At 72.7% G+C, this 18,633-nt stretch carries 13 protein-coding genes; 5 read left to right on the top strand and 8 right to left on the bottom strand.

Annotation, left to right across the window (positions count from 1 at the left end):
• Positions 1–71: 71 nt before the first annotated feature.
• Both WME85_RS10560 and WME85_RS10565 read right to left on the bottom strand, forming a co-directional pair.
• Positions 72–1,073: a hypothetical protein gene (locus WME85_RS10560; RefSeq protein ID WP_437837470.1), complete on the bottom strand. Its 1,002-nt coding sequence runs from the start codon at positions 1,071–1,073 to the stop codon at positions 72–74.
• Positions 1,074–2,708 (bottom strand): hypothetical protein, encoded by a 1,635-nt coding sequence (locus WME85_RS10565; protein ID WP_437837471.1) that lies wholly within the window; start codon positions 2,706–2,708, stop codon positions 1,074–1,076.
• Between the two features lie 616 nt (positions 2,709–3,324).
• On the opposite strand from WME85_RS10565, the gene rlmN reads away from it, so the two are divergent.
• Positions 3,325–4,614, top strand: a complete 1,290-nt coding sequence (gene rlmN / locus WME85_RS10570; protein ID WP_437837472.1) for a 23S rRNA (adenine(2503)-C(2))-methyltransferase RlmN — start codon at positions 3,325–3,327, stop codon at positions 4,612–4,614.
• Here the strand turns inward: rlmN and WME85_RS10575 are convergent.
• On the bottom strand, positions 4,592–5,488 hold the full coding sequence (locus tag WME85_RS10575; protein WP_437837473.1) for a DUF5995 family protein: 897 nt from the start codon (positions 5,486–5,488) through the stop codon (positions 4,592–4,594). The two genes, rlmN and WME85_RS10575, sit on opposite strands and share 23 nt — an antisense overlap.
• A gap of 564 nt (positions 5,489–6,052) precedes the next feature.
• Between WME85_RS10575 and WME85_RS10580 the strand changes: the two genes are divergently transcribed.
• A complete protein-coding gene (locus WME85_RS10580) occupies positions 6,053–9,517 on the top strand; it encodes a nitric oxide synthase oxygenase (protein ID WP_437837474.1) in 3,465 nt (1,154 codons plus the stop codon).
• 98 nt (positions 9,518–9,615) lie between these two features.
• A complete protein-coding gene (locus WME85_RS10585; RefSeq protein ID WP_437837475.1) occupies positions 9,616–10,581 on the top strand; it encodes a serine/threonine-protein kinase in 966 nt (321 codons plus the stop codon).
• 46 nt (positions 10,582–10,627) lie between these two features.
• On the opposite strand, the gene WME85_RS10590 is transcribed toward WME85_RS10585, so the two are convergent.
• From WME85_RS10590 to WME85_RS10605, 4 genes are all read right to left on the bottom strand, one after another.
• Positions 10,628–10,906 carry a CVNH domain-containing protein gene (locus WME85_RS10590; RefSeq protein WP_437837476.1) on the bottom strand — a complete coding sequence of 93 codons (279 nt, stop codon included), beginning with the start codon at positions 10,904–10,906 and terminating at the stop codon, positions 10,628–10,630.
• Positions 10,907–11,219: 313 nt separating this feature from the next.
• The gene (locus WME85_RS10595; protein WP_437837477.1) at positions 11,220–12,137 is read right to left on the bottom strand and encodes a hypothetical protein; all 918 of its coding nucleotides are present in this window, start codon (positions 12,135–12,137) and stop codon (positions 11,220–11,222) included.
• 214 nt (positions 12,138–12,351) lie between these two features.
• Positions 12,352–13,836 (bottom strand): UdgX family uracil-DNA binding protein, encoded by a 1,485-nt coding sequence (locus WME85_RS10600; protein WP_437837478.1) that lies wholly within the window; start codon positions 13,834–13,836, stop codon positions 12,352–12,354.
• Positions 13,833–15,080, bottom strand: a complete 1,248-nt coding sequence (locus tag WME85_RS10605; protein ID WP_437837479.1) for a putative DNA modification/repair radical SAM protein — start codon at positions 15,078–15,080, stop codon at positions 13,833–13,835. Before WME85_RS10605 ends, WME85_RS10600 begins: the two co-directional genes overlap by 4 nt.
• A 251-nt stretch (positions 15,081–15,331) precedes the next feature.
• Here WME85_RS10605 and WME85_RS10610 point away from each other — a divergent pair, with 251 nt between their 5' ends.
• Entirely contained in the window at positions 15,332–16,360 is a 1,029-nt protein-coding gene (locus tag WME85_RS10610) for a hypothetical protein (protein WP_437837480.1), read from the top strand.
• A gap of 117 nt (positions 16,361–16,477) precedes the next feature.
• Positions 16,478–17,329 carry a hypothetical protein gene (locus tag WME85_RS10615; protein WP_437837481.1) on the top strand — a complete coding sequence of 284 codons (852 nt, stop codon included), beginning with the start codon at positions 16,478–16,480 and terminating at the stop codon, positions 17,327–17,329.
• Positions 17,330–17,408: 79 nt separating this feature from the next.
• Here the strand turns inward: WME85_RS10615 and WME85_RS10620 are convergent, their stop codons facing one another.
• Complete coding sequence (locus tag WME85_RS10620) at positions 17,409–18,521, bottom strand: VWA domain-containing protein (protein ID WP_437837482.1); 1,113 nt, start codon at positions 18,519–18,521, stop codon at positions 17,409–17,411.
• Between the last annotated feature and the right edge of the window lie 112 nt (positions 18,522–18,633).

Genomic DNA, 18,633 nt, shown 5'->3' on the forward strand with positions numbered 1-18,633 from the left:
CGATGGTGGCTGTCCAGCGCATTATCGCAGCGCAAAGCGTTCTGCCGGGATGCCGCCCCAGCAGCCGTCCGTTACCGCCGCCCCTTGCTCCGCTTGCGCGTCCCCTGGACGATGCGCGCCGCGTAGCGCTCCGGCGGGGCGCTCGCGGTGAGCGCCGCGGCGAGCCGGGCGGTCTCCGCGTCCGAGAACGAGCCTTTCCGCAGCGCGGCGATCGCCTGCGCCACGACGTCGCGCGACTCGGGGCGCTCCACCTGCGTCTTCTCCTCGAGCCAGCGCACGACCTCGGGGAAGCGGCCCGCGAAGGTCGCGATCTGCGTCGGCATGCCCTGCCGGAGCAGGCGCAGCCCCTGCAGCCGCTCGTCGGCGCGCGGCGAGCGGTCCGACATCGCGAACGCCTCCTCGAGGCGCGCGACGACCTCCGCGCCCGCCGAGATCCCCGTGAGCAGCGTGCGCTCCGCGAGCGCCTCGAGCGCGACATACGCCTGCAGGTAGCCGTCGGTCCAGGACGCGAGCTCGCCGACCGCCGCGTCGCCCCGCGCCGCGATGACGGCGCGCAGCGCCGCCACGACGCCGTCGCGCACCACGCGCCGCGGATCCTCGGCCAGCTGCTCGAGCTCCCCGAGCGGATCGAACCCGCCCCGCGCGCCGCGCGCCCCGCGCGCGCGCTGCGGGCTCGCCGCGCCTCCCGCGCCCCCCGACCGTGCCGCCTGCGCGGTCCGGGTCGCCATCGCCGCGAGCGCCTGCGCGGCCACGATGAGCGCGTACTCCTCGGCGCTCGCGCAGAGCGCCCGCACGAGCCGCTCCGCCGGCGCCCCGCGGTCCGCGATCGCCGCGCCGACCGCCCGGGCGAGATCCAGGTTCACGCGCGGCAAGGGCGCGTTCGGCCCGAGGTCGGGGCCAGGCGCGCGAACGCCGCCCCGCCGGGCAGGCAGCCCCGAGCTGCGATCGAGCAGCGCGAGCAGCTCGGCCGGATCGCCGAGCTGCGCGGCGCGCTCGATCGCCGCGTCGATCTTCGGGTTGCGCAGGGCGCCAGGGGGCGTCGCGCCCCGGCGTAGATCCGAGGAATCGGCCATTCAGAACCCCAGAGAAAGGCCGACCTCCGGGGAGAGGACGGCGGTGACAGCGGGAAAGGTGAGGCCCGCGCGGAGCGCGAGGTTCAGCGAGACGGCGTCGATCGGCGCGTACGCGACGCCCACGCCGACCGACGCGAACCCCTGGCCCGCTTGCCTCGTTGCGGCGAGCGCCTGCTGCCGGGCCTCGATCCGCCCGCTGCGGCCCGGCCTCGTGCAAGGGCTCGTGATGTCGGTGGCGTTCGCCCCGCAGGTGGCCGCGTCCTCGAGGACCTCCACGTCGACCTCGGCGTCGACCTGCGCGACGCCCGCCGCGGCGAGCACGAACGGACGGGCGCCCAGCTGCTCGAACGGCCGCGCCGCGAGGAAGTACTGCGCGCGGGCCTCGAGGTGGAGCGGCAGGAACGACGCGCCGCCGCCGGAGGTGCCGCCGGCGGCGAAGCCGACGCGGCCGCCGACCGTGAGGTTGTCGAGCAGCAGCCGATCGTAGGCGATCGCCACCCGCAGCGTCGCGAGCGCGAAGCCGAGGTTCACGTCGTTCGCGACCCCCGGCGTCGGCGTGCCGTCATACCGGGTCCCGTCGCCGCGCAGGCAGACGAAGTTGTCGCTCGCCTGCGACGCGACCGTGCACACGTCGCGGCCGGAGAGCAGCGCGACGTCGGGGGAGAACGAGAGCGAGACCCAGTTCCTGCGGACCTCCGGCGCGGCCGCCGAGGGCGCCCCCGACGCAGATCGCGCGACGCACGAACCGCCGACACAGGCGAGCCCGCCGTTGCACTGCCGGTCGTCGAGGCACTGCCGCGGCCGTTCCTTCTCGGGCGCCGCGCACGTCGCCGGGGGCGCGTAGCCGGGCCAGTGCGGCGGCGCCGAGGCGGGGCGCGCCTTGATCTCCGTGGCCAGCGGGGCGTCACGCGCGCCCGCGCTCGCGAGGATCGCGCCATCCTCGTCGACCGCCGCGACGTGGTACCGCAGCGTCCCCTCCTTCTCGAGCGCGGAGCACGGCACGTTGATGCCGAACCCCTGGCCCCGCAGCTTCTTCATGACGAGCGGGCGGTACTCGTCCTCGCCGGGCGGCAGGTACCAGGCGGTCACCTGCTTCACGCTGGGCAGCAGGTCGGCCGGCACCTCGACATAAAGAGGGACGGGCGTGCGGACGCGCTGCTCGGGCGGCGGCGTCATCTGCAGCCCCGCGCCGGCCGCCGCGGACGCGCCAGCGCCGGTCGCGGCGCGCGCCTGCTCGAACGCAAACGAGCCCTCGGGCGTCACCAGGCCCGGGTCCAGGCGCGCGGACGGATCGATGCGGAGGGCCTCGGCGAAAGCATCGCGGGCGTCTCCCAGCTCCTTTCGCCCCTGGGCGAGCACCGTGCCGAGCGCGATGAACAGCCTGGCCTTGACCGCGGGCGAGCACCCCGCCTCGCCGCAAGCGTCGATGGCAGCCCGGAGCTTGCGCTCCGCCTGGTCGAACCGGATCTCGAGGTAATCGGTCCCCATCGCCTCGTTCAGGGTCGCCTGCGCCTGGGCGTCCCGGGGCGGCGCCTGCGCGGCCGCGGCGCCCGCCGTCAGCCACGCGGAGAGGCTGACCGCGATCGCGAGCGACGCGCGCGGCGCGCAGGGAGCGGGGCCGTTGCGTACGGGCATCGGCCGGCAACGTAATCCACCGGTGTGGCCACGAGCTCCACAAAAATCCGAAAGCCGGCCGCCCGGCCACCCGACCTCCGCGTCACGGCGGGCGCGGAACGGGCAAGTAATCCACAGGTTGTGCCCAGCTTGTGGATTACCCGTACGTGGCCCCTGGCACCTCGCGGAGCTGCCTGGGTCCTCGTTCGAATCGCAGGGACGGCACCTCCTCCAAGCCCCGGCGCCGACCATGGGCCAGCTCGGGCATGGACGCGCCGTCCACACCGATGTCACCGATTTTCTTGCGATCTCGGGCACTCCGCGGCCCGAGCGCCGCAGAACTTCCGGGCGCTAAAGTCCCTCCTCCGGCACCGATCTGCAACCCAAAAATCACGCGCCTGAGCCGGGTTTGGCCCCTCCACAGGGTTGTCCACAGATTGGCCACCCGATGGCCCCAGACGACGCGCAGCTTTCGTCCATGCCGGGCCGGTGCTGGCCCGGGCGGCCGGTCGAGATTGACAGACGCGTGACGACATGAAGAGGAGAGCCGGCGAGCGCCCGATCTGGCGGAGCCGTCCGGAGGCGCGCGGCGGCGGCTGGACGCGCGGCGCCGCGCGCGGCGTGCTAGCTGGTGCGCATGCGCCTTCCGGAAATCCCCGAGGAGATCGCGCCGGGCCTCGGTGCCAGCGACGTGCCGGGCCTCGGTGCCAGCGACGTGCCGGGCCTCGGTGCCAGCGACGCGTCGGGCCTCGGTGCCAGCGACGCGCCGACCCTCGGCGCCACCGACGCGCCCGCGCCGCTCGCTGCGCGCCCGCTCATCCGGAGGAGCGCGCGCGCCGGCGCACGGCTCGCCGACCACGACGCAGCCTCGCTCGCGGAGCTCCTCCGCAAGGCGGGCGGTACGGCGTCCGCTGCGCGCGCCGTCGCCGGCAAGGTGGTGCGCCACGCGTTCGGGGCGGAGCCGGCGGCGCTGCAGCCCGCGCCTGCATGGGACGCGGCCGCGCTCGCCGCCCTCGGCGTCGGAGCGTGGGCGCACGAGGCCCTGCTCGCGCTCGATCCCGCCCCGTCGCTCGAGATCGCCGAGCAGGCGCCCTCGACGGACGACACGCTCCGGCTCGTCCTGCGCGCGCGCGACGGCGCGCTCATCGAGTCGGTGCTCATCCCGGGGCCGGCCCGCACGACGCTCTGCGTCTCGAGCCAGGTCGGCTGCGCCCGCGCCTGCGCCTTCTGCGAGACGGGGCGGCTCGGGCTCGCGCGCCAGCTCGCCGCCGGCGAGATCGTCGATCAGGTCCGGATCGCGCGCGCGCTCGCGGCGCAGCGCGGCGGCGCGCCGCTCAGGAACCTCGTCTTCATGGGGATGGGGGAGCCGTTCGATAACCTGGGCGAGGTGCTGAAGGCGATCCGGCTGCTCACCGACCCGCGGGCGTTCCGGTTCGCCCCGTCGCACGTGACCGTGAGCACCGTCGGGGTGGCGGACAAGATCGAGCCGTTCTTCCGCGACGCGCACGCTGAGCTCGCCGTCAGCCTGAACGCCCCGGACGACGCCCGCAGGCAGGCGATCATGCCGGTGAACGCGCGCTTCCCGATGGCGGCCCTCAAGGAGGCGCTCGCGAGGTCGATGCCGCAAGGCCGGCGCGTGCTGTTCGAGTACGTGCTCTTCGACGGCTACAACGACGCGCCGGAAGACGCAGATCTCCTCGCGGCGTACGTCGCCGGGCTCCGGTGCCGCGTGAACGTCATCCCCTGCAACCCAGGCCCGGATCCCGCGCTCCGCCCGCCGTCGGCGGCGCGGCTCGACGCCTTCGTGGCCCGGCTGTCCGCGCACGGCGTGACCACGCTCGTGCGGCGGCCGCGGGGGCGTGACGTGGGCGGCGCCTGCGGCCAGCTCGCCGGGATGGCCCGCCTCAGGCAGCCATCGCCAGCGTGAGCGCGGCGTTCCGGACGAGCGGGGCCCCGACGCGGAGCGCCCCGTTGCCCGCGGCGAGCGTGCGGGCGACCTTCCCCGCGCTCCGGTTCATCCCGACGACCACCGTGCGCCGCTCCACGTCGCCCGCCGTGGCGAGCAGGGAGAGCAGGTCGTCCCAGACCTTGTCGCGCCACTTCCGGAGCATGAAGAGCACGACGCTCGAGACGGTCCGCTGCACATCCTTCGTGAAGGTCGCGATCCGGGCGAGCGGGCAGCCATAACGATCGCTCAGGATCGCGAAGATTTCCGGCATCGCCGCCGCGAGAATTTCATTCACAAGGTCGTGGTCGTGGCGGTAGCGGCCGAGAAGCCGGGCGTCCTGCACCGCGCCGTGCTGGACGATGTTCTGGTAGAGCCCGAGGGCCAGGTCGTAGTTGATGTGCGCGTTGATGCCGAGCAGGGCGTGAACCGCCGCCGCCGTCCCACGCGTGCTGTTGCACTGGAACGCCACATCCCACGCCTCGACGCCCGTGGAGCGCCCGTCCAGCGACGCCTCCAGCGCCTTCAGGTAGTACTCGCAGAAGATCCCGGCGAGCCGCGAGATCCACGCGGGCTCCAGGAACCGGTCGTCCGTGCCGTCGACCACCGCCTCCTTCACGCGGCGCGTGATCACGGCGTAGACATCGGGGAACACCGCCCGCGGGTCGTTCTTCTCGCGCAGCCGCGCGGCGACCGTCTCCAGGGCGACGAGCGCCTCGGCGACGTTCATCGGCTTCATCGTCACGCCCTCGAGGACGGCGTGACGCGCGGCGGACGCCGCGGGCCGGCACGCGGCCGACGACCGCGTCTGCTTGCTGATCATCGCCAGGGGTCGCTCGGAAGTAAGGGTGTTCATGGCTGCGCTGAGCAAGCGAATTCAAGGATCGTGCCTGTATGTCCGGTTCGCAGTCCTACACTTCCCGTCGCCCTCAGGCGGCGCCTGGCGCGGAACCCGAGCGCGCCCGACCGGCGCAGGCGCGCTGGTCCGTCCCGCGTCCCTCAGCGCGATTTCCCGCGAATCCAGCGAAGCGCGGTCCTTCGAACACCCGGGCGAGCGCGCGAGCGCCGCCGCGATGTGTCTCGGTCAACCAGAATGGCGCCGATCCGCGGGGGCTACCTGAGCGCCATCTCCCGACAACGTGAGAAAGCTGACCAGCGCGCCAAACTGCCCCATGGGGCAGTTTGTTACGCGCGGACGGAGAACCTTCATGCAAAATGCGGGAGCTCCTGACGCTCCGCGGCTTTCAGCGACTTGACGCGACACGGTGCGACGCCCTGAGTCAGCGCCGGAAGTTTCGGATCGCCGGGGGATGCGCCGTATCCTGGACGGAGCGCCCCGCGCCTTCGCGCGCGTCCACCGTACCGACCGGCGCGCGGGGAGGTCCGCTGTGCTCCTCCGCGGCCGCCATCGCCGAGCACCATGAGCTTCCTCAAGATCGTCTGTTCCGAGCCGAGAAACGACCTCGCCTCATTCCTTCAAGCCCTGCCGATCGAGCCTGCGGAGCCGGCCATCGCGCTCGTGCTGAGTACGGCGGACCTCGCCTATCCGCTCGTCGCCGCGCGGATGTTCCTCGCCTCGGCCAGGGAGGTGGGAGCGTCGCACCTCCTGTGGGTGGCGCCGTACCTCCCGCCCACGAGCCGTGTGGGGCGGCAGATTCGCGACGCTGAGGCATTTGTGCGCGCCTCCGGGCACAAGGTGACGGCTGTGTGTCACGGGCCATTGCTCAGCGCCCTCGTGCTCTGGAGCGAGGACATCCGGCTCCGTCGCACGTTGCCGCTGCCGCTCGGAGATGGTGCGCTGCCGTGGGTGGCGCCGGCCGACGTGGCCCGCATGGCGCTCCGCGCGCTCGAGCAGCCCGGCGCCGCGCCGCCGGTCGTCTGCGGGCCCGCCTCGTGCACCGGGGCCCAGGTGGCGGCCGCGCTCTCCCGCGCCGTCCGGGCGGGGCTGGCGAGCGACAGGTTCGCGCGGCGGCGGTTCGAGGAGATCGATCGCGACAACAACCGCGCGCTCAGCGAGGACGAGCTCCTGCCCTACCTCACCGGCCTCGGCGTGCCGGCCGACGAGGCGAAGGCGCTGCTGGTGGCCGCGGACGCGACCGGGGACGGGACCCTCGATTTCGAGGAGTTCACCGCCGGGCTGCGGGGGCGGCTCGACAACCTGGTCCAGCAGCTGCTCCGCGAGGACAGCTTCGAGATCCGCTACGTGGACACGCCGGCCGACGCGGCCGTGGCGGCGCTGGCCCGGGCGGGCCTGCGCAAGGCGGCGGCCGAGGCGCTGATCGAGGGCTGGACGAGCCTGGCCAGCGAAGGGATCCCCGCGGACGCGCGCGGGCCCGGCGACGCCTGGCTCGAGCTCCCGCCCGCGAGCGTCGACGCATGGGCCGAGCGGCACGCGCTCGATCACGTGAACGTCCACCTCCTCCCCGGGCAGGGGCTGCTCTCGCTGCGCGAGGGGCGCGTCGACAACAGCGCGGCGATGGGCGCGCTGGCGGGCAAGGAGGCCGCGATCTCGAACGTGGTGGACGGCGGCGGCCACATCCTGGCGCTCTTCCGCGCGCTCGACGGGACCGGGGTCTCGGCGCGGTGGCTCGACGCGGTGCCCGCGAGCCTCCGGTGGGTGGTGTGCGGCGATCGCGACAAGCGCCGCGCGCTCCTCGTCTCGGAAGGGCAGCTCGCGGGGCTGCACGTCGAAGGCGAATGGCAGGGGCTCCCGTCCGCGATGCGGCTGCTCATGGCGCGCGCCCCGCTGCCCGGCTGGCAGGTCGCGACGTTCCGGGAGCTCGGCGAGCTGAAGCTCGATCAGCCCGCGACGCTGTTCGAGCCGGACGAGGTCGTGTGCAACTGCGCGGGGGTCAAGCGCGGGCAGATCACGAGCCTCATCGCGTCCGGGTGCGCGACGCGCGCCGAGGTGTCGGAGCGGACGCGGGCGGGGCAGATCTGCGGCGGCTGCGTCCCGGCGATCGAGGAGATGTTCGGCGGGTCGAGCCTCGTGCAGGCCGAGGTGAAGGGGGCGCGGGAGCTCTCTCCCGGGATCTTCCAGATCAAGCTCGCGCCTGTCGGCGGCGCGCCGGCGGCGTCCGAGCCCGGGCAGCACGTCCTCGTGCAGGGCTACCTCGATCGGCGCTGGGTGGCGCGCGCGTACACGCTCTCGGCGCCGGCGGTCGCGGGCGGGGACTACGAGGTCACGGTGAAGCGCGAGGAGCTCGGGGTCTTCTCGCGGTGGCTGTGCGAGCGCGCCGCGGCGTCGCTGCTGCGCGCGTCCGCGCCGCGGGGCAGCTTCGTCCTGCCGGCGCCGCCCGTGGATCGGGTGGTGTTCCTCGCGGGCGGGATCGGCGTCACGCCGGCGATGGCGATGCTGCGGGCGCTCGACCGGAAGGCCGCCCGCCCCGACCTGCAGGGCTTCCTGCTGGACTGGTCGGCGTCGCGCGCCGCGGACTTCCTCTATTTCGAGGAGGAGCTGCGCGCGATCGCCGGCCGCACGCCCGGCGTCGGGGTCCGCCTGCGCGCGACGCAGGCGGAGGGGCGGCTGTCGAGGGAGAGCGTGGCCGAGCTGTACCCCTACCGGCCGGGGTCGCGGGCGCTCGTGTGCGGGCCCGAGGGGTTCATGCGCGACGCGCACGAGCACCTGCGCGCGGCGGGCTGGCCGGAGGACGCCATCGAGCGCGAGCTGTTCACGTCGAACGTCGACGCGGCGGGGGGGATCCGCCCGATGCCGCTCCGCCGGGCCGGCGCGCCCCGCGCGGCGGGCGGGGTCTGCCCGGTCGAGCATGCGTCGTTCCACCTGACCCCCACCGGGCCCGGGGCGGCGCTGACCGAGGCCGAGGCGTTCCTGCGCCAGTGTTATGCGGAGCTCGGGGTGCCCTCGGCCGCGGACGAGCGCTGGCGGGAGGTGCGGGCGAGCCTGGAGAAGCACGGGACGTACGCGCACCTGCCCGACGAGCTCGCGTACGGGGCCCGGCTCGCGTGGCGCAACAGCTCGCGCTGCATCGGGCGCTTCTTCTGGTCGACGCTCCACGTGCGCGACATGCGCCACCTGAAGACGGAGGAGGAGATCTTCGGGGCGCTCGTCGAGCACGTCGACCTGGCGACCAACGGGGGCGACATCCGGGCGACGATGACCGTGTTCAGGCCGGGGGAGCCGCGGATCCGCATCTGGAACGGGCAGATCGTCCGGTATGCGGGCTACCGGCTCCCGGACGGGGGCATCCTTGGCGATCCTGCGAACGTGGAGCTGACGGAGCAGGCCCTCGCGCTGGGGTGGCCGGGCGGCGAGCGGACGCGCTTCGATCTGCTGCCGCTGATCATCCAGATCGGCGACGCCCCGCCGCGGTGGTTCGAGCTGCCGCGGGAGCGGGTGCTCGAGGTGCCGATCGTACACCCGCGCCACGCGTGGTTCGCCGAGCTCGGGCTGAAGTGGCACGCGCTGCCGGCGGTCTGCAACATGGCCTTCGACGTCGGCGGGGTGCAGTACACGGCGGCGCCGTTCAACGGCTTCTACATGGGGACCGAGATCGGCGCGCGCAACCTGAGCGACGTGACGCGTTACAACCAGCTGCCGCTCATCGCGGACCGCCTCGGGCTCGACCGGTCGCGCAGCGACACGCTGTGGCAGGACGCGGCGCTGGTCGAGCTGAACATCGCGGTGCTGCACTCGTTCCGGCAGGCCAAGGTGCGCATCCTCGATCACCACGCGCTGTCGGAGTACTTCAAGAAGTTCGAGCAGCAGGAGCGGGAGTGCGGGCGCCCGGTCTACGCGGACTGGACCTGGGTCGTCCCGCCCATGTCGGCGTCGACGATGGCCGTGTTCCACACGAACATGGAGAACAAGATCCTGAAGCCGAACTACCTTTATCAGGACGACCCGTGGAAGCCGCAGAAGGGGTAGCGGGGGCTCGTCGCGGCGGGGACTCAGCGGGGCGTCGGCGGGCGCCGGCGGGCCTTTCCCGATCGTCCCCGCGGCCGTCTTGGTAAGCTCCGCGCGCGATGATGGACGACGAGGAGCTCGCGGCGCAGCGCATCGGCACGAGGATCGGGACCTGGACGGTGGAGCGCGTGCTCGGGGGCGGCGGGATGGCGAGCGTCTTCCTCGGCCGGCGCGCGGACGGCCACGCGGCGGCGGTGAAGGTCCTCCACCCGTCCCTCAGCCAGATCGAGGAGCTCCGGAAGCGGTTCCTGCGCGAGGGCCCGATCGGCAGCGCCCTGGCCGCTGTCGGCCCGCTCTGCGAGGGGCTGCCGCTCGTGCTGGAGTCGGGCGTCGCGGACGACGGCGCCGCGTACCTGGCCATGGAGGTGCTCGAGGGCGAGACGGTCTTCGACCGCATGGCCCGGCTGGGCACGCGCCCCGCGGGCGAGGTGCTGGCGCTGGCGGAGCGCGTCCTCGAGGTGCTGGTCGTGGCGCACGCGCACGGCGTGGTCCACCGGGACATCAAGCCCGAGAACCTGCACATCGGGAACGACGGGCGCGTGAAGGTGCTCGACTTCGGGATCGCGCGGGTCCTCGATCCGCTCCCGTTCGGCATGGGGGAGCTGCCGGAGAAGACGGCGACGAAGACGGGGGTGGCGCTCGGGACGAGCGAGTACATGGCGCCCGAGCAGGCGACGGGGAACGTGCGCGAGATCGACGGCAGGACCGACGTCTTCGGGCTGGGCGCGACGATGTTCCGCCTGCTCTCCGGCCGCGGGATCCACGGCGACGTCGCCGACGCGCGCCTGCTCATCGCCGCGGCGACGGAGCGGGCGCCGTCGCTCGCGGCGTGCGCGCCGGACGTGCCCTCCGAGGTGTGCGACGTCGTGGATCGCGCGCTGGCGTTCCACAAGGCCGAGCGGTACCCCGACGCGGCGACGATGCGCGCCGACGTCCGCGCGGTGCGGGCGGGCCGCCTGCCGCCATACGTGGTGGCCGTGGAAGAGGGCCGGGTCGCGGCGGGGGCCCGGTTCCCGCCGCGCTGAGGGGCGCCCGCCTCGCGGAGGGCGCCCGGTGTGGCTGTGGCGCGCGTCAGCGGTGGTGGCGGCCGCAGCGGAGATGGCCGTTGTCGTTCTCGATATCTCCTCTGCACCGGCGGTAATCCACCATGCGCGTCCGCTGGAAATTCCCTCTTCGGTCCTTGCAGCGCGCGTGCAGCGTGCCTCGTTCCGTCCGGATGTCCCTGCACGTCCTGCGGTAGGAGCCTTCCGGCGCCCGGTCCCGGTCCTGGGCTTGCGCCGGGTCGCTGCTGGACATCACGGTGGACAACGAGAGCGCGCCGAGGATCAGCGCGACGAGCGTATTCTTCATGGTTCCCCCCCACGTTGGCGCAGCGCCTCGCGGGGCGATGCGTTGTTGAGCTCATGGGGCGATTACTCCGGAGGCGCAATCCTGCTGGATTGGTGGGCGGCCTCTTTCGCCCCTTGCGGCTTTCCCGGTCCCGGGAACGAGGGAGGGAATCGACGAGATGACGGCATCGCGCCGATCGTGGGCCGGGCCTGGTCTCTGCGCGCAGCTCATGGCGCTCATGGACACGGTGTTTCCCGGGCTCGTGATGGTGCGCGGCCCTTCCCGGAAGGGCCGCTGATGCTGCCGCGGCCGTTCCGGTGCTGAGCGGCGGCGCTCAGGTCAGCGCTTGCGGTACGCTGGAGGCGGTGAGCGCCTGATCGAGCCACCGCTCCAGCGCCGCGAGGTCGGCGCACGCGTCGATGCGCGCCTCGTCCTCCGAGGTGAGCGCGAGCTGCCGGTGCGCGAGCACGCGGCGCAAGGTCGCGCGCGCCTCGTCGAGGCGGCCCTCGAGGCGGCCCTCGAGGCGACCTTCATCGACGAGCCGCTGCTTCATCCTGGGATTGGCCGAGAGCAGGACCTCGAGGATGCGATCCTGCCGCGCATCGATCTCCGGGTCGCCAGTCCTGGCGAACCGCCACAGGAGCTCCTCGCTGGTGGTCGTCGACATGGGCAGGTACTTTAGCATGGACAGCACCCATTCAAGCGGCCGGCGTTGCGACACCCAGCGGGCGAACTGGTCGAGCGGCTGCCCGGAGCGGGCGACCAGGAACGGCACCAGCTCGTCGCGCAGCGGAAGCTCGTTCGCCGCCACCCACACGAAGCAAGGCCCCAGCGGCTCGACGAAGTAGCAGCCAGGAGCAAAGCGAAGCGGATGGCGCGCCTGCCTCAGCCACTCCGGAACGTGCGGCGCCGCCAGCCAGAGCGGTGTTTCGCCCGGCCAGGACGGAGCCCGCTCCTCGACCCGTTGCACCTGCCTCGCCTGCCGGCGAAGCAGGGCTCGCTCCACCGCGCTCATGTCGAGGTGGTCTCCCGCGAGCTTCAGCTCGACCACGATCTCCTCGTACGCCTGCGCCGCTGGCCACGGCGCCGGCAGATGCGCGAGGAGGCCAGGGTGACGGATCACGAGCAGGCCGTCGGCCTGCACCTTCTCCAGCCTGATCTCGGGCGGATCCTGCCACATCACCGCTCCATCGGTGATCCGCTCGGTCTCTTCGGCGAATGTTCGCTTCGCGAACAGATCCGGCTGACCCATCGTGTTGCGGGCGGTAACAGAACGTGAGCGCCGGAGCCAGCGTCATTTGCATGCAGCAGCCTCGCTCACCGACGTCTCGGAACCACGAGCAATACCGCCTGCTCGAAGTACGACGAATGGAGCGATTCTCAAACGAGAACAACACTGTCCCCGTAAGACACCATGGCAGGCCCCCCGCCCGCATCTCTCCCGCGACCGCCCCGCCGCAGCGCCCTTATCCGCTCCCGCTCTCCGCACCCGCGAGCAAGCTCGCCGCCCTCGCGAGATCCGCCTGGAAGTGCGCCTTCGCGGCCGCGCGCGCCGACTCATCGGGCATGCGCAGGAGCGCGGCCGGGTGGTACGTCGCCATCCACGACTCCGCCCACGGCGTCTTGAAGACCTGACCGCGGCTCTGCGTGACGCTGAATCGCCCGCCGAGGAACGAGCGCGCCGCCGTCGCGCCGAGACACACGATCACGCGCGGACGCACCGCCTCGACCTCCGCCTGGAGCCAGGCGCGACAGGCCTGGATCTCCGGGCCGACAGGCTTCGCGTGCAGCCGGCGCTCGCCGCGCGGCTCCCACTTGAAGTGCTTCACCGCGTTCGTCACGTAGATCCCGCCCCGCGACAGGCCCGCTCCGGAGAGCGCCTCGTCGAGCACGCGACCCGCCGGACCGACGAACGGCCGCCCGCAGAGGTCCTCCTCGTCCCCAGGCTGCTCCCCCACGAGCATCAGCGCCGCGTCCGCCGGGCCCTCCCCGAACACCGTCTGCGTCGCCCGCTCGCACAGCGCGCACGCCTGGCAGGACGCCGCCGCCTCGCGGAGCACCGGGAGCGCGCGCGCAGCGGGCACGTACGCCTCCGCCGCGCTCGCCGCCCCGCTGCGGCTCGCCTGCATCGCGTCGACGCGCGACGCGGCGTCCCGCACGAGCTCGCTCATCACCGAGAGCTCGGGCAGCGTGCTCCAGTGCTTCGCCGGCATCTCCGCCCGCATCGCCCGCAAGTTCACCCGCGCCGGGTTGTAGATCGCCCGGTAATAGGTGCGGAACAGCTCCTCGAGCTCGTCCTCGCGCGGCGCGGCGTCGCGCGGCAGCCCCGGGCCGTACCGGAGCTCGGCGCCGTCCCAGTGCGCCGACTCGTCCGGCGTCAGGATCGACCACGCCATCGACGGGAAGCGCCGCTCGAAGAACGGCGCCCCCAGACGGAGGATCCGGTGGTCCGGGCGGTGCCACGCGACGTAGCGCTCGCGGCCGCCCTCGTCCTCGACCCGCCGGAAGCGCACGAACGCGTGCAGCTTGTGGACGTCGCGCCGCACCGCCTGCTCCAGAGCGCGCAGCCTGGCCACGTCGGGATCGGCGGCGAGCTCGAGCAGGTAGGGCTCGCCGTGCGTGAGCCGGAACAGCGCGCGGTAGAGCAGCGGAAACCGCGCCGCGTCCCGGTGACAGGCCACGGCGGTCGCGAGGCGCATGAAGGCGGCCGGGACGCGCGGCCGCGGCGCGCCCTCGGGCGAGCCCGGCGCCGCGGCCGCGTCCGGGGGCGCGGGAGCGTCCGGGGTCGCGGGAGACGCCGGCGCTGCGAGCGCGGCGCCGAAGAGGACGCCCTGGCCCTGCTCCGCCACGTCCTCCCAGAGGACGTCCTCGGGCGGCGCCTCGCGGGCGAGCAGCGCGCGGGCGGCGTCGCGGAAGGCCTCGAACGTCGGAGGGATGGGCGCGCGGATCACAGCTCCCCGGAGCGCGCCCCCTCGCGCGCCTCGAACAGGCCGAGCTGCGCCGGAGGGCGGACCCGCTGCGGGAGCCCGGCGCGGTCGAGATCCCGCGCCGCGCTGCGGTGCTCGTCGGCCGTCACCAGAAACGGCGCCGCGCGGGCGACCGGGACGCGGAGCCGCGCGAGGTCGGCCATGCGGACGGCGCGGTGGCGGCGCATCGCGAGCACGCGCTTGACCGTCCGCACCCCGAGCCCGGGCACGCGGAGGAGCGCCTCCCGGGGCGCCGTGTTCACGTCGACGGGGAAGAACTCGCGGTGCGCGAGCGCCCACGCGAGCTTCGGGTCCATCGTCAGATCCAGGTTCGGCGAGGCCGCGCTCAGGAGCTCGCCCGCGGAGAAGCCATAGAACCGGATCAGCCAGTCCGCCTCGTACAGCCGGTGCTCGCGCGCGAGCGGCGGGGAGTCGGCGGGGAGCCGGGCGTCGGCGTGCGGGATCGGGCTGAACGCGGAGTAGTAGACGCGCCGCAGCCCGTGCGCCGTGTACAGCCGCGACGCGGTGGCGAGGATCTCCTGGTCGCTCGTCGGCGTCGCGCCCACGATCATCTGCGTGCTGTGCCCCGCGGGCGCGAACGCGGGCCTCCGCGGGCTCGGGTCGTCGCGGGTCTCGACGATCCGGGTGTGGATCTCCGCCATGGCGGCCTCGATGGACGGCATCGTCTTCTCGGGCGCGAGCGCCGCGAGATCCCGCTGCGTGGGCAGCTCGACGTTGACGCTGAGGCGATCGGCGTAGCGCCCCGCCACGTCGAGGAGCTCGGGAGAGACGCCCGGCGCCGCCTTCAGGTGGATGTAGCCGCCGAACCGGTGCTCCTCGCGGAGCGACCGGGCGACGGCCACGAGCTGCTCCATCGTGTAGTCGGGGCTCTTGAGGACTCCCGAGCTCAGGAACAGCCCTTCGATATAGTTCCGCCGGTAGAAGTCGAGCGTGAGCGCGACCACCTCTTTCGGGGAAAAGCTCGCCCGCTCCACGTCGCTGGACAGGCGGTTCACGCAGTACTGGCAGTCGTAGATACAGACGTTGGTGAGCAGGATCTTGAGGAGGGAGACGCAGCGGCCGTCGGGCGTGTAGCTGTGGCAGATGCCCATGCCTTCCGTGCTGCCGATCCCCTGCGGCAGGGCGGGACGGCGGGAGCCGCTGCTCGCGCACGATGCGTCGTACTTGGCGGCGTCCGCGAGGATCGCGAGCTTTCGCTTGAGCTCCATGAGCTGAACGAACGTGGGGATTCCGCCTCCTTTGGCAAGCCCTGGCGAGGCCCGCGCCGCGCGCGCGGACACGTTGAAGCGAACGGGCCAGGCAGGCAGGTGAGCGGTTCTCGTCGCCTCATCGCGCCCGTGTCGCTGGGTCCCATGACGATCGTGGGCCTGATGAGGCGGCTCGTTAGAGCTCGCTCGTCGTGATGGCGGTGTGTTACTGCGGAGGTGTGCGAACTTCCTTGACGATCGCGATGGCGGTCATGGCGGCTATCGCCAGCGCGGGCAGCGCCGGTTGTGGCGGCGAGGACGCCCCTCCCGCGACCGAGAGCCACTCCGGACAGGGCGGCCTCGGCGGCGGTGGCCTCGGCGGCAGCGGCGGCCTCGGCGGCACCGGTCCCGGCGGCGGAGCCGGGCAGGTCTCGACCGGATCGAGCAGCGCCGAGGCGTCGAGCTCGACCGGCGCCGGGGGCGGGGACGCGGGCCAGGTCGACCGGTTCGGGATCGCGATGCTGCGGCCCACGCTGCCGTCCGGCAAGGCGTGGTTCTCGACCTGGGACAGCGGCGTCGCGCGCGCGTTCTCGGGCGTCGACCCGGAGGATGCCTGGTTCGACGCCGACCACGGCGACGCCTCGTATGAGACCGACGGCCAGGGCGTCCTCGAGATCAGCGGCAGGGTCCCGCGGATGTACGTGCACGACCCCGCGCTCATCGAGCAATGGCGCGACGTCGAGGTGACCATGTATTTCCTGCGCGCCGACGATGACGGGACGGCTTATGGGGGCCTCGTCGCCATGGCGCGCACCAACCACGGCACGATCGGTGACGAGGATGTCAACAGGTGCGATACGCGCGGGATCGCCGCCCGCATGCGCTACGACGGCAAGATCGATTTCGAGAAGGAGACGAGTCACCCCGCGTCGGTGGCCATCCTCGGGAAGACCTACTGGGAGGGCGGCATGCCGGAGCAGGTCTGGATCGGCTACAAGCAGCTCGTCTACGACCTGCCGAACGGCGATGTGAAGCAGGAGCTCTGGATCGATGAGACCGACGGCGCCAACGGCGGCGCCTGGGTGAAGATCCACGAGCACGTCGACCAGGGGACCGACTTCGGCGTGGGCGGCGAGCCCTGCGCGCCGGGCGCCGATCCCGCGATGCGGCTCACCCGGGAGCCGACCCGACCGGGCTCGGAGACCGGCAAACCCAATATCAGCGTCTACTTCCGGAGCGACGGGGTGGGCCCCGATGGGCTCCTGTACAAGAAGGGCAGCGTCCGGGAGATCGTGCCCTGAGCGCCGCGCGGGATCGTGCCCTGAACGTCGCGCGGCCAGCGCCGCGAGCGCGGGATGCCCCGAACGGGCGTTCCGTTGTAACTTTACAGAGAGCGCGACTTCGCCGATCCTGATGGGATGAACCTACGTCTTGTCCCGAGCTTGGCTCTTGCTTTCGCGCTTCATGGCTCCGCGTGTTCGGACGCTGGCACCGCCGACCCAGGGATCTCCGGCTCCGGCTCCGGCTCCGGGGGCGCGGGCGGCGGCGAGATCGGCCCCGGTGAGAGCGCCGGAGTCGGTGGGGGGAGCGGCCTCTCGACCGACGTGAACGTGATCATCACGGCCGACAACGCTTATGGCTTCGGCTACGGGACCGGCGACAAGCTCCTGAATTACTTCGGCGGCATCGAGAACCTGCTCGCCGACGAGATCTTCTCCTGTCCCATCGGCCACGGCCCCGAGTCGTACCGGGTGCCGGCCGGGTCCGCCGACGCCGGGAACTATCTCTACATCATCACCTACGCCGACATGCTCACGACCCAGGGCGTGCTCGGCCAGTTCTTCCGCGAGGGCGCCGAGCCCGTCTTCACCGGCAGCGGCGCGTGGGAGGTCTGCGCGACGGGCGAGGACTACGACCTCGGCTCGCACGGGCCGGCGCTGGAGACGATCAACGAGCACATCGCGAGCTGCAACCGCGGAGGCCTGGATCCGCAGACGACCAGCGCCGGCTGGGTGACCGCCGAGCCGTCCGCGCTCGGCCATGTCGCCTTCGGGGAAGCGAACGACACAGCCCGCGACGACCCGCAGCCAGGCAACGAGTTCCCGATCGTCTGCGGCATCGACGAGGGGGCGCGGTGGATGTGGTTCGAGTGGGACCCGGACCGCAGCAGCGGCAGCCCGTTCCTGTGGCCCGGCGGCGACGGCAACGTGACGAAGGATTTCCTCATCTTCCGGCTGGGCGCCGAGTTCGTCCCCGAGGTGCCCCGCTAGCGGTCCGCCGCGAGGAGCGCCGGGCGCGCGACCGCCCGTGGAGCAGCGTCGCGGCCGCGCCCGGCGGCCGCGAGGGCCTTCACTTCGCCTCGACCTTCGCGCCGGCGCTCGCCTTGAAGCTCGCCTTCGCGCCGCCGCTCCCGCCGCCGTCGCTGTCCGGCGCCGGTGCGGTCGCCTTCAGATCGAACGACGGCGGCGTGTTGGGATCGCACTCCGGCGGCGGCCCGAACCCGTCGGCGTTGAACTTGTACTCGAGCGACCCGGAGGCCGACGGGTCCTTGCTGATCGCCTTGATCTCCACCTCGTGCTCCCCCGCGCGCGCCGGCGTGCAGTACGAGAGCAGGTAGAAGCGCTTCATGTGCGCCTCGATCTTCGCCGCGATCTTGTCGAACGACTCCTTGACCTTGGCCTGGTCCGCCGCGAGCTCGGTCCCGTCGCGCCCGATCTCGTCGAGCCGCGCCTTCTCGATCTCGGCGCCGACGCCGACGACGAAGATCTGGTAGTTCTCGTAGTCTTGCTTGTCGAGCTCCTTCAGCATGTCCTCCCGGCTCACGCGGTTCGCGCGATCGGTGCCGTCGGAGAAGACGACGAGCGTGCCGAACTTGAGCGGACGCCGGTCCTTGTCGAGCTGCTTCTTGAGCTCGCGGATGCCCTCGACGACGCCGCCGTGGAGGTTGGTCGACGTGTCCTTCGGCTTGTAGCTCCGGAGCCCCTCGAGCCCGCCCTGCACCGAGCCCTGCGCCTCGGTGAACGGGACGACCGAGTGGATCTTCACCTCGCCGTCGAACGCGTACACGCCGACCTTCTGGCTCTTGCCCACCCGGTCGCTGAACGACTGCGCGGCGTCGACCAGCGCGTCGGCCTGGCCCGACTCGGTGATGCTGCCGCTCATGTCGACGAGCAGCATCGTGTACATGACCGCCGCGACCTCGGGGTTCTGGATGGTCTGCTTGCTCTCGAACTTCGAGACGAGATCACCATCCTCGTAAATTTCGAAGTCCTCGGCGGTGAGGCCGCCCACCGGCTCGTCCTCGCCGGCGTCGACGCTGAAGAACACCCAGACGTTGTTCGGCTTCTTCTGGGCGGAGTTGATCCGGTTCACCCGCAGCCCGCCGCCGCAGGCCACGCTCGAGAGCGCGAACAGGGCGGCGAGGAGGATCCGGAACGCTGGAGAACAAAGGAGAATTTTCACGGGCGCGATTAGCGCGCATCGGGCGGCGCCGTGTCAATTCACAGCCGCAGGCTGCCGGCCCGGACGCGCCGGGCGGGCCCGGCCGGGCCGACCGCCGGGTCGACCGCCGCGT

The organism is Sorangium sp. So ce1153 (genome assembly GCF_051521595.1).
Lineage (GTDB): Bacteria > Myxococcota_A > Polyangia > Polyangiales > Polyangiaceae > Sorangium.

What these genes read in the sequence shown, in the direction of transcription:
- WME85_RS10560 (WP_437837470.1), bottom strand. Translation starts at nt 1,073, where the DNA reads ATGGCCGATTCCTCGGATCTACGCCGGGGCGCGACGCCCCCTGGCGCC.
- WME85_RS10565 (WP_437837471.1), bottom strand. Translation starts at nt 2,708, where the DNA reads ATGCCCGTACGCAACGGCCCCGCTCCCTGCGCGCCGCGCGCGTCGCTC.
- rlmN (WP_437837472.1), top strand. Translation starts at nt 3,325, where the DNA reads ATGCGCCTTCCGGAAATCCCCGAGGAGATCGCGCCGGGCCTCGGTGCC.
- WME85_RS10575 (WP_437837473.1), bottom strand. Translation starts at nt 5,488, where the DNA reads ATGAACACCCTTACTTCCGAGCGACCCCTGGCGATGATCAGCAAGCAG.
- WME85_RS10580 (WP_437837474.1), top strand. Translation starts at nt 6,053, where the DNA reads ATGAGCTTCCTCAAGATCGTCTGTTCCGAGCCGAGAAACGACCTCGCC.
- WME85_RS10585 (WP_437837475.1), top strand. Translation starts at nt 9,616, where the DNA reads ATGATGGACGACGAGGAGCTCGCGGCGCAGCGCATCGGCACGAGGATC.
- WME85_RS10590 (WP_437837476.1), bottom strand. Translation starts at nt 10,906, where the DNA reads ATGAAGAATACGCTCGTCGCGCTGATCCTCGGCGCGCTCTCGTTGTCC.
- WME85_RS10595 (WP_437837477.1), bottom strand. Translation starts at nt 12,137, where the DNA reads ATGGGTCAGCCGGATCTGTTCGCGAAGCGAACATTCGCCGAAGAGACC.
- WME85_RS10605 (WP_437837479.1), bottom strand. Translation starts at nt 15,080, where the DNA reads ATGGAGCTCAAGCGAAAGCTCGCGATCCTCGCGGACGCCGCCAAGTAC.
- WME85_RS10610 (WP_437837480.1), top strand. Translation starts at nt 15,332, where the DNA reads ATGGCGGCTATCGCCAGCGCGGGCAGCGCCGGTTGTGGCGGCGAGGAC.
- WME85_RS10615 (WP_437837481.1), top strand. Translation starts at nt 16,478, where the DNA reads ATGAACCTACGTCTTGTCCCGAGCTTGGCTCTTGCTTTCGCGCTTCAT.